The organism is Arthrobacter sp. L77, from assembly GCF_000816565.1.
In the GTDB taxonomy this organism is placed as follows: Bacteria; Actinomycetota; Actinomycetes; order Actinomycetales; family Micrococcaceae; genus Arthrobacter_D; species Arthrobacter_D antioxidans.
In genome coordinates, this window is sequence record NZ_JWSU01000006.1 from 311,266 (window position 1) to 326,977 (window position 15,712).

Here is a 15,712-nt window from a genome sequence, read left to right on the forward strand (position 1 = left end):
GCATGGCCGACAATTACCTGGACCTCGTGAACACCCCCCTGCCGGGGAAGATCGCCAAGGCACTCGGCCTGCCGCGCCCCTCGGTCCTGCGCCGCTACACCCCGGGGGAGCCCATCGCGTCGAAGCCGGTGCTCGTCGCCGGGTCGGGGGCAGGGGCGGAGGCGCTCGCCGACGTCCTGCTGAGCTGGGACGTGGAGGTGCGGCGCCACGTCCTCCCGGGCGAGAAGCTCAGCGCCGCCGTCGTCGTGCTGGACCGGGCGGTCTCACCCGCGGACCTCGCCGCACCCATGCTCGAGCTCGGCCAGGCGGCCAGGGTGCTGGTGCCGGGCGGCCGCGTCGTGGCGGTCTTCCGCTCCTCCGCGGACACCACGGACCCCACCGTCGCAGCTGCACGCCAGGGCATCGACGGCGCCATCCGGTCCGTCGCCCACGAACTGCGCGGCGGAGCCACGGCCAACGGCATCATCCTGCGAAGAGGTGCGACGACGACGGACGCCACCACGCTGGGCGCCCTCCGGTTCTTCCTGTCCGGCAGGAGCGCGTACGTGGACGGTCAATTCCTCGAGGTGTCCGGGACACCGGCCGAGAGCGTCGCCGGACTCGCTGCGGCGACGACGGCGGTGGGGGAGGGCGTGCCCGACCAGCCGCTGGCAGGTAGGACCGCGGTCGTCACGGGGGCGGCCCGTGGCATCGGCGCGAAGATCGCCGAGATCCTCGCACGGGACGGGGCCCGCGTGGTCGCGGTCGACGTCCCTGCAGCGGGCGAGCAGCTCGCGCAGGTCGCGAACCGGGTGGGCGGCACAGCCCTGCAGCTCGACATCACCGCCCCCGACGCGGCGACCCGGATCGTCGAGCATGTCGGAGGGCGCTTCGGTACCCTCGACATCGTGGTGCACAACGCCGGCATCACGCGGGACAAGCTGCTGGCCAACATGGACGCCTCCCGGTGGGATTCGGTCATCGCCGTCAACATCGCCTCCCAGCTGCGCATGAACGAGCAGTTCCTCGCCTCGCCGGTCTTCTCCACGACGGGACGGATCATCAGCCTCGCCTCGACGAGCGGGATCGCCGGCAACCGCGGACAGAGCAACTACGCGGCGTCGAAGGCAGGTGTCATCGGTATGGTCCGGGCGCAGGCCGCTTCCTTCGACGGCGCCGGCCGGACCATCAACGCCGTCGCTCCCGGCTTCATCGAGACGGACATGACGGCGAAGATCCCGCCCCTCACCCGCCAGGTGGCCCGCCGGTTGAGCAGCCTCCAGCAGGGCGGGCTGCCCGTGGACGTGGGCGAGGCGATCGCGTTCCTGGCCTCCGACGCGGCGGCAGGTATCAACGGACAGGTCCTCCGGGTGTGCGGACAGAACCTGGTGGGCGCATGAGCGGGACACCCCGCCGGGAGGTGACGCTGCCCGGCGTGCCGGCCCTGCCCGGGCTGTACCGCCGGGCCCTCGCGCTGGCCGCACGGCGGAGCATGCGCCGGGCTGCTGCCCCCGCCGACGTGCCCGCCGTGCAGCACCGCGTCGACGGCGTCCGGGTGGACCTCGGTGCACTCACCCGGTTCCAGCAGGTGCTCGGGTCCGCAGCACGGGACACGGTGCCCTCCGCCTACGTCCATACGCTCGCGTTCCCGGTGGCCATGAGCGTCCTCGTGCGGCCCGACTTCCCGCTGCCTCTGCTCGGCCTGGTGCACCTCAGCAACGAGGTGCACCAGGCGCGCCAGATCGACGCGTCCGAAGCGCTCGACGTCGTGGCGTGGGCGGAGCATCTGCGCCCGCATGCGGCCGGGACGCAGGTCGACGTCGTCCTCGAGGTGCGCGTGGGAGCAGAACTCGTGTGGACAGGACGGTCCGTCTACCTGGCACGCGGGGTCCGGCTCGACGGCGCCGGATCGGGCGGACGCCGGGACGAGGAGCGGCCGCCCTTCGGCGCCCCCACCCCGACGGGCGTCTGGCGGCTCGGCGCGGACGCCGGCCGACGATACGCCGCGGTCTCGGGCGACTGGAACCCCATCCACCTCAGTGCGGTGAGCGCGAGGGCCCTCGGGATGAAGACGGCGATCGCGCACGGAATGTACCTTGCCGCCCGCATGGTGGACCAGGCCGTCCCCGCGCCGTCCGGAGCCCTGCACTGGCGTATCGACTTCGCCACGCCCGTGCTCCTGCCGGGGAGCGTGACGACGTCGTTCACCCGGTTCGGCGACGACGTCGGGCACCGGACGGAGGTCGTCGGGTGGTCCGCGAAGCGCCGACGCCCCCACTTCACAGGGTGGGTGCGCGCGAAATAGTTCCATGCCGGCCGGGCCCTGTCCAGACACACCGTGATTTTCGAGGGCAATCCTTGGAAAATCGGTCATGCGGCTGGGCAGGTGCCCGCTCAGCGGGGCAGACTCCGACTACCAGCCCCGACGGCTGACCCACTGGATGGAAGGAGGAGTTCCGTGAATTCTCGAGGTCTCAAAGCAGGGCTGATCGCAGCCTCGGCCCTGATGGCATCCACGCTGATGGCGGCAGGCCCCGTCCACGCAGCACCGACGGCACCCCCCACCGAAGCCGCCACCGTGTCCCATGTGCAGAGCGAGGGCCAGGCGGCCCTCGACGCCTACTGGACGGCGGACAGGATGAAGAGCGCCAAGCCCGCCAACACGATCAACTCCGGATGGGCCGCCGAGGGCCGCTCGGTCATGCCGAAGGCAGGGCAGGAATCCGTGGCGAAGGCTCCCAAGGCGCCTGTCGCGGAGACGCGCGCCACCGCCCAGTCCACGGTCCCGCGCATCGGGAAGGTGTTCTTCACCCAGGGCGGACAGAACTACGTCTGCTCCGGCAACTCGGTCCAGAGCGGGAACCAGAGCGTCGTCGCCACCGCAGGGCACTGCACGTACGATCTCTACACCGGCTGGGTGACGAACTTCGTCTTCGTCCCCGCCTACAACAACGGTGCGGCGCCGTACGGGAAGTTCACCGCGCGGTCACTGCACCCGACGAGCGAGTGGGCGGCCCGCAACGACATCAGCTACGACGGCGCCTTCGCCGTCATGAACACGCTCAACGGCAGGACGCTCGCCGCCACCGTCGGCGCGTCGAGCATCGGCTTCAACATGGCACGCGGCCTCACCTACAGCGCCTACGGCTACCCTGAGGCCTCACCGTTCACCGGCCAGCGACTCTACAGCTGCTACGGGAAGGCCTCGGTGGACCGCATCGGCGGTACCCAGTCGCAGGGCATCCCGTGCACCATGACCGGTGGTTCCTCCGGCGGCCCGTGGTTCGTCGGATCGGGCCCCACCGGAACGCAGAACTCGGTCAACAGTTTCGGCTACACCACCCAGAGCAACGTGATGTACGGACCGTACTTCGGCAGCTCCATCCAGTCCGCCTACGCCACGGCGGCCGGCCAGTAGTCCCCCCGGCAGTCACGCCGGCAGGAGCGCACGGGTGGTTCCCCTCGCGGGGGGCCACCCGTTCGTCGTCCGTCCGGGGCCGCGGCCTGCCGCCCCCGGCCTCCGCCACCCATAGACTGAGGCGCATGACCGGCTTCGACCTCCTCACCCGCGCGGCGGAGCTCGACGCCGCAGATCCCCTCGGCCGGCACCGCTCGCTGTTCCTCGGCACGGACGACGACGCGGTGCTGTCCTACCTCGACGGTAATTCCCTCGGCCGCCCGCTCGCCGTGACAGCGGACAGCCTGGACTCGTTCGTCCGGGACCAGTGGGGCGGGCGCCTGATCCGCGGCTGGGACGAAGGGTGGCTCGGGCTGGCGGAACGGATCGGCGACCAGCTGGGTCGGGTGGCACTCGGTGCGGCAGCGGGCCAGTGCGTCGTGGCGGATTCGACGAGCGTGATCCTCTACAAGCTCGCCCGCGCGGCGGTGGCAGCGCGCCCCGGGCGGACCGAGATCGTCATCGACCGCGACAACTTCCCGACGGACCGGTTCATCGTCGAGGGGATCGCCCGCGAGCGCGGGCTGACCCTCCGCTGGATCGACGTCGCGTACGACGGCGGCGCGACGCCCGCGGATGTCGCCGCCGCCGTCGGCCCCGAGACAGCCCTCGTGCTGCTCAGCCACGTCGCCTACCGCTCCGGGTTCATCGCCGATGTACCCGCCATCACGAGGATCGCCCACGACGCCGGCGCCCTCGTCCTCTGGGACCTGAGCCATTCGGTCGGCTCCGTCCCGGCGCACCTCGATGCGTGGGACGTCGACTTCGCGGCCGGCTGCAGCTACAAGTATCTCAACGGCGGACCCGGCGCCCCGGCGTGGGCATATGTCGCGACGCGGCACCTGCCCACACTCGACCAGCCGATCCTGGGCTGGCTGGGCAGCGCGGACCCGTTCGCCATGGGTTCCGCCTACCAGCCCGCCGACGGCGTCCGACGGCTCGTCTCCGGCACGCCGCCGATCATCGGGATGCTTCCGATGCGCGACATGCTGGCCCTCATCGAGGACGTCGGCATGCCGGCTGTCCGGGCGAAGTCGGAGGAACTGACCGCCTTCGCCATCGACGCCGTCGACGCCGTCCTGGCCCCGCACGGCGTGGTCCTCGCGTCCCCGCGTGCCGCGCAGTCCCGTGGCGGCCACATCACCATCGACCATCCGGACTTCGCCGGGATGGTCCCGGAACTGTGGCAGGACGGCGTCATCCCCGACTACCGCAATCCGAACGGGATCCGGCTCGGCCTCTCGCCCCTGTCGACGTCGTTCCATGAGGTCGCCGTCGCCGTCGGGGCCATCGCCGCCCGCCTGGAGCGGACGGCGCGCGGGGCCGACGCCGGGCAGCTGGACCCGGCGGCGCGCGGGGCCGAGTAGGAGGACAGCGGTGGAGACCCTGCCCGGGCAGCTCTGGGAGCGGATCACGGACGGCTTCCTCAGGGCGGCCCCACCCGTGGTCGGCAGCGCAGGACTCGCCGTGATCGTGCTGGTGGCCGTGGTCCTCACGGTGCCCCGGCGCTCATGGCGGATCTTCGGGCTCTTCGTCACGGTGGTCCACGAACTCGGCCATGCGGCCGCCGCACTGCTGACCCTGCAGCGCGTCACCGGGATCACGCTCCGCCTCGACCACTCGGGTACCACCACGAGCCTCGGCCGTCGAGGCTGGCGGGCGGCGTTCACGACCTTCTGGGGCTACCCGGTACCCGCCGTCGTCGGTGCCCTGCTCCTCTGGAGCACAGCGCACGGCTGGGCGCCTGCTGCCCTGTCCATCGGCGCGGTGATCCTGGCGGCCGCGCTCGTGCTGATCCGGAACGGTCAGGGTGTGCTCATCCTCGGGGGCAGCGCGGCCGCATCGCTCGGCCTCGTCTGGTTCGGGGGAGCGGCGGCCGGCTACGCCTGCCTGGTGCTCGGGATCGCGCTGCTGGTCGGTGCCTGCCGCGACTGGGTGAAGGTGGTTCGGGTCCACCGTCGACGGCGGGAGCTCGCCTCCTCCGACGCCCACCTGCTCCGCCTGTCGACCCGCATCCCCTCGCCGGTGTGGCTCGGCATGTTCGCCCTGGTCATCGGCGCAGCGGTGGCGTTGTCTTTCACGCCGCTCGCACTGATGGCCGGAGGATCGTCCTCCTGACCTCAGGCGTCGCCGCGCCGGAGGTGTCCTGAGCTGTAGGGGGCTCCCTGCTGGCGGCAGAGGTCGTCATAGAGTTCGTTGACGGCCTGAGAGATGCAGTCCCGTTCGTGTGCCGGGAGTTCGATCAGGCCGTGCAGGTACGCGGTGACCTCGTACTCGTCCACGCCTCCACCCATGCTGAAGTAGTGCTCCCAGAGGTCGCCGATGGAGATGTTCGCACGTTCCATGGCGTCGACGGTCAGGGTGTGCTGCTCCTTGTCGCGCTTCTCGTCCGGCGTCTTGTCGTGTTCCCGGTCGGAAGTGGTGTGGTCGTCGTCGTCCATGCGGTTCCTTCCCTTCACTCGAGGCACCGGAAGGTCCCGGTAGGTCATCCTTCCAGCATAGGCAAGGGAGGCGTCGGGAGGGAGGACCCGGCCCTGGTTGCTATCGCCCCGGATCGGGTATAGCGGCTGCCGACACTCCCGGTGGCGTCAGAGGAGACCATCACACCCTCGCGGGGCGCCCGCCGATTCAACATCCGGGCACAACCCGTGTTAGAGTATTCCTCGTTGCTTTCGCCGGTTTCTACGGTGAAAAACCACCCGCGCGGGTGGCGGAATGGCAGACGCGCTAGCTTGAGGTGCTAGTCCTCTTATTGAGGGTGGGGGTTCAAGTCCCCCTCCGCGCACCAAGAAAACCCCGGTTCGCCGGGGTTTTTTTGTGCCCTCGACCACGTGGACGGTCCGACCGCGCGGGAACCGGACATCGGCCGGTCGGGGGACCACGCCCCGCATGGCGAACATCGGGAAGAGATCCAGCAGGATGCGGTCGATGGCCGGTTCACTCCTCCCCGACCTCGTTGACGAATTCGAGGAGATCACTGTGTTCCCGGGGGACGGCAAAGGCTTCGTTCATCCTTCATCGGGGCATCACCGACCCTCTTCTCGCTCCAGCGGTGCGTCGCGCCGTGTCGGCCCGACAGACCGGCCGCCGGCTCAGGCGACCGCTCGCCGGACGTTGACCTCGGTCACCACTTCGGATTACCTGATGAAGAACCAGCAATCATCACCGACAGGATCCCGATGACGAACATCGAGCGCGTTTCGGCGGCCACCCATGCACAGGGCAGCACCGTGCCTGCCTCTCAGGCAGCCCCGGTCCACCCTGCATTCGTGAACGATCGGGCGGCCGAGTGGCTGGGTGTGGACGTGCTGCGGGCCGAGTTCGGCGATGTGCTGATCCGCATGAAATTGCGCGAAGAGATGCTCAACGGCTATGGCGTGGCTCAGGGGGGTATGGTGATCGCCTTCGCCGATGTGGCGTTCGCCCTTGCCTGCAACGATCCGAACGGCGACGGGAGAACGGTCACGGTGGCGTCCGGCCTGGATGCCAACTTCCTGAAGCCTGGACTCGTCGGACGGACCCTCACCGCCCATGCCACCGTGGTCAGCCAGACCGGCAGGAGCGGACTCTTCGATATTCGGGTCACGCAGGAAACCGCCGACGGCGGGGAGGAAACCCTCGCTGAACTGCGCGGCCGCTCCCGCACCATTCCCGATCCCGCTCACCGCAACGAGTAGCGGGGACGGTCCCGACACCCGGCGCTCCTGCGACCACTGCCGGGCTTACGCACCGAGGTGGCCAGAGCGGTCAGCAGGGCTGACGCCACGAAGAACCTTGGGGGGTACGCCGACGGCGAGGTAGCTCGGGGGGACGTCACGCATTACGCGCTGCCGGAACCGATGACGGAGCCCTCTACCTGGACACCTGGGGCCGAACAATACGTTGTCGCCGATGGTGGTGTCGGCTCCGTCCACGAGGACGCAGTCGAAGTTCGCATAAGAAGTCGGCCGTGCGACGGAACTCGTCCGGATATGGCTTTGCCACGATGGCCATCCTTCCAGGAGGACAGAATCCTCACAGGCTGGATGGACGCCGAACCGACCGCAGTCCCTGAGGGTGATGTCGTCCGGTGGGTTGCGGACGAGGTTCAGTGCCTGATGCGTGGGGACAGTGTCCGCGTGTATTTGAGGACGGTCCCCAGTTCGCCCTGGCGTAGCTCCTTCAGGGACTCCACGGGCCGACCCGTACTGGCCTCCAGCACATCGCGGCGTTCGTGGGCGGTGAGCGCACCAGCATTGTGAAGAGCCTGTTGCACCATCAGGATCTGATGCTCACGCAGCCGACTGTCGGCGGAGAGGACGGACAGGGCATGCACGGGATGCAGATCGGACGTGAGACTCATGGACACAACCTAAACAGGCGGCATTGACGTTCGGACGACCTGAGGTGAATGCGCCATGAAGAGTCTGTGACGACACCTTGAAGACTGGCCACCTCCCAGGCACCTGGCGCCACTGGGGCCGCCCGATCGACAGGTCGTGACGCTCGATCTGGACCTGCCCGACATCGACGGGATCGAGCACGGCGCGTCTCCAGGGTCATTCCCCGCGCAGCGTGGGGCAGGAGGTTTGATTCCGTCCGTGAAAGGTGTTCAGGCGTTGATCATGACCTTGAGCGCCTTTGTTTCGGCTGCGCGCGAGAACATGTCGTATGCCTTTTCGATGTCGTGGAGGTCGAAGGAGTGGCTCACGAACTGATCAACGGGCAGTTTCCTTTGCGCGACGAGTTTGAGGAGGGTGCCGGTGGTGTTGGTGTTCACCAGGCCGGTGGTAATGGTGATGTTCGAGATCCAGAGTTTATCCAGTGGCAGGTCGACCCCTTTACCGTGGACTCCTGCGTTGGCGACGTGACCGGCCGGCCTGACGATATCCAGCACCATGGCGAACGTCTCCGGGATCCCCACTGCCTCGATGGCCACGTCGACTCCGAGACCGTCGGTGAGTGCCAGGACCTGATCCTTCCAATCGGCATCCGTTGACACGATGCTGTCCGTGGCGCCGAAGAGTTTGGCCTGCTCCACCCGGTTCCGGTCGATGTCGATCGCAATGATCCGTGCCGGGCCGTAAAGTTGTGCGGTCGTGATTGCGGCGAGCCCGACGGGACCGGTGCCGATCACTGCGACGACGTCACCTGGCTTGACGGCCCCGTACTGCACCCCGATCTCATGGCCGGTCGGCAGGATGTCGGAGAGCAGCGTTCCCTCCTGGGCGCTGACGCTGTCCGGAACCCTGTAGACGGACGTCTCCGCGTAGGGGACGCGGACGAACTCGGCCTGGGTTCCATCGATGAGGTGCCCAAGGATCCATCCGATGCCGGAGGTACCCTCCTCGCCCAGGCAGTGGGAGAAAACGCCCTGTTTGCAGTAGTCACAATGCCCGCAGGCGGAGATGCACGAAATGATCACGCGATCGCCGACCGCGAGGCCGGTCACCGCGGATCCGATTTCGGTGATCGTGCCGACACCCTCGTGTCCGAGGATGCGACCCTCTTCAACAGCCGGGACATCACCTTTGAGGATGTGCAGGTCAGTGCCACAGATCGTCGTGGTTTCGATTTTCACGATGATGTCGGTGGGCTTCTGGATGGTCGGGTCCGGGACGTCTTCCCATGCCTTTTTCCCGGGACCGTGGTAAACAAGCGCTTTCATCGATGGTTCCTTTGACCGGCCGAGTCGCTTTCGCGTGAAAGCTGCGTTCGGCGGCGTCCCTGTCTCCAGGAGTTGGGCCAAGCGTATACCCCGGCAATCGGAGCCACACCGATGGGCGGTGGTCGCCCAACAACCGCAGCTCAGCAGTCCCGGCGCCGCGACGCCGTGGAACATTCCCCACGATCTGACAACCCTCATGCGTGCTGCTTCGGGACGGACGTTCCGGGACTGCTGCCGTCCGTTGGCAGCCGGGATACGGCTGCTCTTACGCACGGTGTGTGCGGTCGGGGCGCCGATGTGCCGACGACGGGCGCCCCCCTTCGGCTACGGTGCGACGACGTCGATGACCGAGTAGCGTTTGGTCGCTTCGAAGTCGGGACCGACCCTGCCGTAATCTTCGACGTACGTCAGCACGGGCGTAGGTTCTGGGAGGCAGATCTGCCTCGATCGCGATGGTGAAGCTGTAGGCCCCCGCCGCGTCCGCGATCGCCACCTGATCGTCCATCACGAAGCTGTCGGTCTGGGCGACGCCCATGCCGATGAAGACCTTCTGTCCCGGCTCGTGGCCGCTGCCGTTGATCGCGACAGAGGACCCTGGGTGACGGTTGCAGTCGACGCACGCCACTCGGGGTGCGGTGTGACGACAACGCCTGCGGGCACCACGGGTTCCGGATCGGCCTCGATGGTGGAGGCCGCCGCCGGCGCCTCGGGAATTGCCGGTTCCACTGCTGGAGATGCTGCCGGGGCGGCCGGAGGCATGGTCGCAGGGACGGTCACTTCCGCGGCCGTCTCGGGCGCGACGGGCTCCACTGTGGGGTCGCTCGACGCGGTGGCTATCCGGGTGGCTGACGGCTTCGGGGTGCTCGGAGATGTCGAAGCCGTCGGCAGCAGCCGCAGTTGCCGCAGCGGGGTCGTCGTCAGGGGCGCTGGCGCAGCCTGCGAGGAGGGCGGTGATCGCGGCGAGGGCGAGGAGGGACGGCAGCTTGGACACGAGGATGATCCTGAGAACGAAGCGGTATGGAAGGCGAGGAATCGCCGGGCAAGAACCCTGCCCTGCTTCATCCCACCGGCTGACGCTACCTCCGGATAGGCCTGTCGGACGTAGCGTGGAGGCGCTGTGTGCAAACCGTGATCGCAGTGCGCCACGCAGTCCCTCACGTCGTATCGTGACCCAACCGATACGTGTCGGATGGGGCACTCCGCACGCCGGACCGGAGACTTGGAGCATGGCGCTCATGGGAATCGAAAAGGTACGGCCGACACAGTGGCTGAAGGACAATCGGACGGCTCTGCCGTCCTTGCTGGCGCTGGTCGCGGTGGCCGTGTTCTGGTTCGTCGGCGCCATTGGTGGCATCGGGTACCTGGCCGGCGCGAGTTCGCCCATGGCGATGCTGGCGGGGCTCTACGTAGGCCTCGCCGCGGTCGCCGTGTCGATCATCATCGTAACCCTGGCCGTGACGGATCTGATGCGCCGCTACGCGCGGCCGCGTACCCGCCGCTGACGGCTTAGCAGGACTCGAGGACGCCCTATCCCGCCGTGGTGTCGGCGGTGCCGGGCCGCAGGTGCAGGACGGCGAGACTGGGGCGCGTGTCGGCGGTCCTGACGATGTAGCGGTACACCCACGACGGGCAGTAGCCAACACGACGCCCTGCTCATGAGTGCCCTGGAGGGGATCCCTCTGGTGCCCCGCTTGACCTCAGGTGCGGCCGGTCTCATGAGCCCAGATGGCGAGCTCGACCCGATTACGCGCGCCGAGTTTGCGCATCAGGCCGGCCAGATGGCTCTTGACGGTGCTGGGACTGATGTGGAGATCGGCGGCGATCTCACCGTTGGTTCGGCCCTGCGCCACGGCGAGGAGCACTTGCTCCTCACGGGAGGTGAGCGGTTCTGTCGGCTGCGCGAATGGTCCCGCCTGCGATCTGGCGAACGCCGCAAGTAGGCGGACGGTGACGCTGGGAGCGATCAGAGCATCACCATCGGCTGCAGCGTGGATCGCCTGGGTCAGCAGCGCAGGTCCGGCGTCCTTGAGCAGGAAGCCCCGGGCGCCGGCCTTCAACGCCCTGTGGACGTACTCGTCGAGGTCGAAGGTGGTGATCACGACGATCGGCAGGGGCTCGGTGACCTCGGGTCCGGCGAGCTGGCGGGTGGCTTCGATACCGTCCATCAGCGGCATGCGGATGTCGAACAGGCACACGTCCGGGTGCAGCTGACGCGCCAGGCCCACGGCCTGTCGCCCATCGATGGCGGCGCCCACGACCTCGATGTCGGGCTGGGCGTTCAGCAGCATCGTCAGGCCGGTGCGCACGATGTCCTGATCGTCGGCGATGAGCACCCGGATGGTCATCGGGGAGCGCCTGCTCGGGGCAGCGTCGCCTCGACACGCCAGCCGCCGTCCGCTCTCGGGCCGGCGTGGAACGTGCCGCCCAGCATCTTGGCGCGTTCCCGCATACCGATCAGTCCGTAGCCCGACGGGCTGCCGCCGGCCGCGCCGACGGCACCATCGTCATCGACCGTCAGCTGCACCCGCTCGGCGTCACCTACGACACGCACGGCCACCCGCGTCGCGTCGCGGGCGTGGCGTCGCGCGTTCGTGACCGACTCCTGGGTCAGGCGGTAGAGCGCGGCCCCCACCGCGGGGCTGAGATCGTCGAGCTCACCGGTCAGCTCCACCTCGACCTGTGGCCCTCCCTCGGCTCGACCGGCGAGTCGCCCGAGCTCAGCCACGCCCGGAGGCGGCGCGAAGTCCGCCCCCTCGGAGGCGCGCAGGACACCGACCATGGTGCGCAACTCGGTCAGCGTTCGCGAGGCCGCGTCCTCGATGACAGCAAGGACCTCAGTGGCACGCTCCGGGTACGACGTTGCGACGGCACGTCCGGCCTGGGCCTGGATGACGATGCCGGACACGTGGTGGGCGACCGTGTCGTGGAGGTCGCGCGCCAGCTGCTCCCGCTCCCGAGCTTTGGCCTCGTCGAGGTCGCGGGTGCGCGTGTGCGCGTGGTAGCGGATCGCAGCGCCCAGAGCGGCGGCGAACAGGAAGAAGCCGAATGCAGCCACCGTATCCGCCGGGCTGGTCAGGTCAGCGACGTGGGTGATCACCAGCCAGACCAGGATGATGCCCAGGCCGGTCGCAGCCTCGCGGCCGGCTCCCCACCGGAACAGCGCGTAGGTCAGGACGAGCACCCCCGAGATGCTCGTCAGCAGCCCAGCCTCCTCGCCCCCGATGATCCTCGCGACGTCCACAGCCGTCAGTATGCCGAAGGAGATCGCCACCGCTGCCAGAGGGTGAGTGCGGCGCCACCACAACGGAGCAAGGACCACGCACACGATGGCGAGTACCAGCGGGCGCGACCCCAGGTCCTCGCGGAGCACCGTCTCCACCACCGACCACGCCAGGAGTACCGCGACGAGCGCTCCGTCCCGCCACACCCGCCGCGGGGGGTTCACCGGTCGAGGCTCAGCCCACAACGAGCGCAGCGCCTTCGTCACCATCTGTCCAGCGTAGGGCCAGCGCGGCAGCAGCGGATCAGCCGAAAGTACGAGAGGGGGACCATGCCATCGGCCAGGCGAACTCCGGCCTCCGGGCCGATGTACCTGCCTGCGGGCTCAGCGATCGTGGACCTACCGATCCTCACCACAACAACGGAGCTCATGATGAGAACACGTCAACCCACCGCCACACTGGAAGACCCGCGGATCCCGGTGCAAGCCAAGCTCGCCGCAGCCTGGACAAGCTTGATGTTCCTCTACGCCTACGTGGACATCATCGCCTTCTTCAAGCCCGGTGTGGTCGATGACATCCTCTCCGGCATTGTCTGGGAGTTCAACATCAGTCAGACGTTGTTGACCGCCTTCCTAGCGCTCATGGCGATCCCGATCGTCATGGTCGTGCTGTCGATGACGCTGCCCGTCCGGGCGAACCGCATCACGAACCTCATCGTGGCCTCGGTGCAGGTCCCCTACGCGGCATTCAACGTGGTGGGCGAGTCCTGGACGTACTTCTACGGCTTTGGCGTCGCCCTGGAACTGGTGGTTCTCGCGCTCATTCTGCGGTACGCCTGGACCTGGCCCCGCTCCGCACCGTTGGCGATCATGCCGACCAGCCGTGAGGCTGATCGCACTCAGCAGCAAGCGTGAGCGCAAGAGCAGTTCCCGTCGTGTTCGGAGCCATCTGCCTCGGTGCCGTGGGCCTTCTGGCGGTGGGACACCAAGTGCCACTGGGATGTCGGGAAGGGCCGTCCACGTATCGTCGTCGTCCGCCTCAGCGACCCACCATGATGGGCACGCCGAGCCGCCGCATCAGATCCACCAGTCCCACCATGACCCAGGAAGGTCCCGGTCATGATTGGGGCACACGAGCCCATGGGGCACTACGGCGACAAGACCGCCTTGCTCGGCCTACCCACGACGGCCCCGGTCCGCGGCCGACCGTGGCCGCAGGAAAGCCAACAGTCCCGTTCTCCACGGCTTCAGCCCCACCATCGTCCCGCGCCCGCCGGCGGACTGGCGATCCGGACTTACCCTGGCCGGCTACTGGTGGCCGGACGTCGAGCCGGGGTGGCAGCCACCTGCAGAACTGGTCGACTTCATCGCGGACGGACCGCCCCCCGTGTTCATCGGCTTCGGTAGCAGCGCGGCCCTGGACACCGACTTCATGCTCGACACGCCGCGATGAAGAGGAGATGGTTGTCCGCGCTGTAGAACACCATCATCAGGATCAGGCCGAAGGCGCCGCAGCCAGAGCCCTCGGGAGCCCGGAGCGGGAGTTCAGTGAGCGTTCCGCCCGGTCCAGGGATACGCCTGAAGCGCCGGCAAGAACGATGGGCCCGAGCGTGAGGTACCAGGGTCCCATCACTCCTAATCCGAGAGCAGCGAGAATAGTGCAGATCGCTGCCATGAGTCCCCAAAGGACAGCGCGGCGGCTCGAGGTAGGCGCGGGTGATCGCGCCTTTCGCTGTCCGTTCGTCCCCATTGTCATACCCGTCAGCCTGACCGGACGGCCCTACGAGGTGGCGCTCCGTCATCGATCCTATTCAGGAGCAGAAGCAGGAGCCCGGTGTCTCTTTCCGGCGTTTTCGATGACGGCAGCGATACCGAGCATCAGAGCCGAGCCGAGGGTGGTTCCAACAGCCACGAGCACGGCACCCACCGCCCATAGGCCGGTCACATCCGTGGCTGCCGCCGTGCTGATCCACGCAGCTGTGAACGCCGCCGGAAGGACCAGCAGCGCGACAACCAATCGCAGGAGCCGGTAAGCGAGTCCGACCACCACAAAGCTGCACAGAAATGCTCCGATGCCCTGCCACACGGCGTAGGGGCCGGCCATTTCGCCCACTGTGGTGTCGTAGTAGTACTCGGTGTCCCAGGCGAACCAGCCGTACCAGAGCGTTGCGGACAGGACTGCGATCAGGGCCACGAGTGCCCACTGTTGAGCGGGTGACCGATGACGGTTCCGGGTAAGGTGCATGCTTCACATTAGGTTGCCTGCGCCGACGCGCAGGGATGCCGTAAGCGGGTCTCCACCGCGAGTCCGCTGAGGTGCAAGATCGACGCCACGTCGACAAACGACCGTGCGTCGACGCTGGATCCCTTGGTTCTCCTGTAGTTGATAGTCAGAAACGTGGCCACGATGCCGCGGATGAGTCTGAGAGGGGCGCCCCCAGCTACAGGAAGCTGCTACTCCACAGTGTCGACCGCCGCGTGTCCGCGTCGGTACTCAAGGATGGAGCTGATGACGACCGCAGAAGCAGCCAGGATCATGACGAGGATCGACACAGGCCCCCACCATTCCGGCAGCTGCTCAGTGAGCAGCATTGCGCCCACCCCGAAAACGATCGAAGCTCCAAACAGCGATCGGCTCCATGCAGTCATACCCACAGCCTAAGCGCGCCAGTAATACCGAGACGATGCGGTCGACAGCCGGTCCCTCGCCGCTCCATCGCCGCACCTAGTACGGCGGCATGGGGACCTTCTTGAATGAGCGGCAGCGGTAGATCGTTCCGATCGTGGTGGTCGGGGTACTGACGACCGCAACCTAGGTGTTGATCGGAGCGTTCCAGATCCTGGTCTGGAACCCGATGGCAGCCGTTCCAGGTAAGAGCCTCCAGGAGATCGAGATTGCTATGTCATCTGCCAGCAAGCCGTTAGTGAAAGTCCCGGTCCATGTGTGGCACTGGCCGGCCCCATTATCGCTCCTGTCCTCGGCGCCTTCTCCATCGTGAGATTTCCCGATCTGCCATGGACGATTACCCGGGTTTTCCTCAACCATCGTTCTGCAGACGCCCGACTACTTTTTGCCTCTTTCAATCCCGGGATGAGCATCGCCGACGCCTTCGCCATCACAGGTGGAGGCCACGCCCCGTGGAGCATGATTCTCTATGGAATGAGCCTCCTCTCATTGGTCGTCCTGCTGATGACTCCGACGAAAGAGGATCAGGTCCGCCGGAAAGCCAATCGAATACCATTTTGGCGCTTCGATCAGGAGACGCACCTGGTTGGAAGAGCTTACGGGTCTCGATGAGGATCCCTCAACGGGACTGCGATGTTCCCTAATGTTCCTGCACGATGTCCTGCTAAGCGCGAGGACGCGGCCGGACACCGGTTTGCGCCGGGTGCACTCCTTCCACAACTG

General features: G+C 67.5%; 16 protein-coding genes and 1 tRNA gene. 10 read left to right on the forward strand and 7 right to left on the reverse strand.

Going from position 1 to position 15,712, the window contains the following annotated elements:
• The first annotated feature begins 2 nt into the window (after positions 1-2).
• The 5 genes from RY94_RS11595 to RY94_RS11615 all read left to right on the forward strand — a co-directional run bounded on the left by RY94_RS11595 (position 3) and on the right by RY94_RS11615 (position 5,554).
• Positions 3-1,379, forward strand: a complete 1,377-nt coding sequence (locus RY94_RS11595; protein WP_043445274.1) for a 3-oxoacyl-ACP reductase — start codon at positions 3-5, stop codon at positions 1,377-1,379.
• Positions 1,376-2,284: a MaoC family dehydratase gene (locus tag RY94_RS11600; protein ID WP_043445279.1), complete on the forward strand. Its 909-nt coding sequence runs from the start codon at positions 1,376-1,378 to the stop codon at positions 2,282-2,284. Before RY94_RS11595 ends, RY94_RS11600 begins: the two co-directional genes overlap by 4 nt.
• Before the next feature lie 153 nt (positions 2,285-2,437).
• Complete coding sequence (locus RY94_RS11605; protein WP_231554510.1) at positions 2,438-3,397, forward strand: trypsin-like serine peptidase; 960 nt, start codon at positions 2,438-2,440, stop codon at positions 3,395-3,397.
• Positions 3,398-3,522: 125 nt separating this feature from the next.
• Positions 3,523-4,803 (forward strand): kynureninase, encoded by a 1,281-nt coding sequence (locus RY94_RS11610; RefSeq protein WP_052274283.1) that lies wholly within the window; start codon positions 3,523-3,525, stop codon positions 4,801-4,803.
• Between the two features lie 10 nt (positions 4,804-4,813).
• On the forward strand, positions 4,814-5,554 hold the full coding sequence (locus tag RY94_RS11615; protein WP_043445281.1) for a M50 family metallopeptidase: 741 nt from the start codon (positions 4,814-4,816) through the stop codon (positions 5,552-5,554).
• A gap of 2 nt (positions 5,555-5,556) precedes the next feature.
• Here RY94_RS11615 and RY94_RS11620 read toward each other — a convergent pair whose 3' ends face one another.
• Positions 5,557-5,877: a hypothetical protein gene (locus RY94_RS11620; RefSeq protein WP_082046300.1), complete on the reverse strand. Its 321-nt coding sequence runs from the start codon at positions 5,875-5,877 to the stop codon at positions 5,557-5,559.
• Positions 5,878-6,137: 260 nt separating this feature from the next.
• Between RY94_RS11620 and RY94_RS11625 the strand changes: the two genes are divergently transcribed.
• Both RY94_RS11625 and RY94_RS11630 read left to right on the forward strand, forming a co-directional pair.
• Positions 6,138-6,224, forward strand: a tRNA-Leu gene (locus RY94_RS11625).
• A gap of 391 nt (positions 6,225-6,615) precedes the next feature.
• Complete coding sequence (locus RY94_RS11630; RefSeq protein WP_082046301.1) at positions 6,616-7,113, forward strand: hotdog fold thioesterase; 498 nt, start codon at positions 6,616-6,618, stop codon at positions 7,111-7,113.
• A 410-nt stretch (positions 7,114-7,523) separates the two neighbouring features.
• Here the strand turns inward: RY94_RS11630 and RY94_RS11635 are convergent, their stop codons facing one another.
• Positions 7,524-7,778: a hypothetical protein gene (locus tag RY94_RS11635; RefSeq protein WP_156135151.1), complete on the reverse strand. Its 255-nt coding sequence runs from the start codon at positions 7,776-7,778 to the stop codon at positions 7,524-7,526.
• Positions 7,779-8,027: 249 nt separating this feature from the next.
• Positions 8,028-9,083 carry a zinc-dependent alcohol dehydrogenase family protein gene (locus RY94_RS11640; protein ID WP_043445285.1) on the reverse strand — a complete coding sequence of 352 codons (1,056 nt, stop codon included), beginning with the start codon at positions 9,081-9,083 and terminating at the stop codon, positions 8,028-8,030.
• A 1,226-nt stretch (positions 9,084-10,309) separates the two neighbouring features.
• On the opposite strand from RY94_RS11640, the gene RY94_RS11645 reads away from it, so the two are divergent.
• The gene (locus RY94_RS11645) at positions 10,310-10,585 is read left to right on the forward strand and encodes a hypothetical protein (RefSeq protein WP_043445287.1); all 276 of its coding nucleotides are present in this window, start codon (positions 10,310-10,312) and stop codon (positions 10,583-10,585) included.
• A gap of 195 nt (positions 10,586-10,780) precedes the next feature.
• Here RY94_RS11645 and RY94_RS11650 read toward each other — a convergent pair whose 3' ends face one another.
• Positions 10,781-11,428, reverse strand: coding sequence for a response regulator (locus RY94_RS11650; RefSeq protein ID WP_043445289.1), 648 nt, complete (start codon positions 11,426-11,428; stop codon positions 10,781-10,783).
• Entirely contained in the window at positions 11,425-12,528 is a 1,104-nt protein-coding gene (locus RY94_RS11655) for a sensor histidine kinase (RefSeq protein WP_197060661.1), read from the reverse strand. The genes RY94_RS11650 and RY94_RS11655 overlap by 4 nt, the downstream gene beginning before the upstream one ends.
• 204 nt (positions 12,529-12,732) lie before the next feature.
• On the opposite strand from RY94_RS11655, the gene RY94_RS11660 reads away from it, so the two are divergent.
• A complete protein-coding gene (locus tag RY94_RS11660) occupies positions 12,733-13,218 on the forward strand; it encodes a DUF6326 family protein (protein WP_231554511.1) in 486 nt (161 codons plus the stop codon).
• 892 nt (positions 13,219-14,110) lie between these two features.
• Here RY94_RS11660 and RY94_RS11665 read toward each other — a convergent pair.
• A complete protein-coding gene (locus RY94_RS11665) occupies positions 14,111-14,497 on the reverse strand; it encodes a hypothetical protein (protein WP_052274284.1) in 387 nt (128 codons plus the stop codon).
• Positions 14,498-14,757: 260 nt separating this feature from the next.
• Entirely contained in the window at positions 14,758-14,952 is a 195-nt protein-coding gene (locus RY94_RS17915; RefSeq protein WP_156135152.1) for a hypothetical protein, read from the reverse strand.
• A gap of 442 nt (positions 14,953-15,394) precedes the next feature.
• Here RY94_RS17915 and RY94_RS18165 point away from each other — a divergent pair, with 442 nt between their 5' ends.
• Positions 15,395-15,601 carry a hypothetical protein gene (locus RY94_RS18165; RefSeq protein WP_197060662.1) on the forward strand — a complete coding sequence of 69 codons (207 nt, stop codon included), beginning with the start codon at positions 15,395-15,397 and terminating at the stop codon, positions 15,599-15,601.
• The last annotated feature ends 111 nt before the right edge of the window (positions 15,602-15,712 follow it).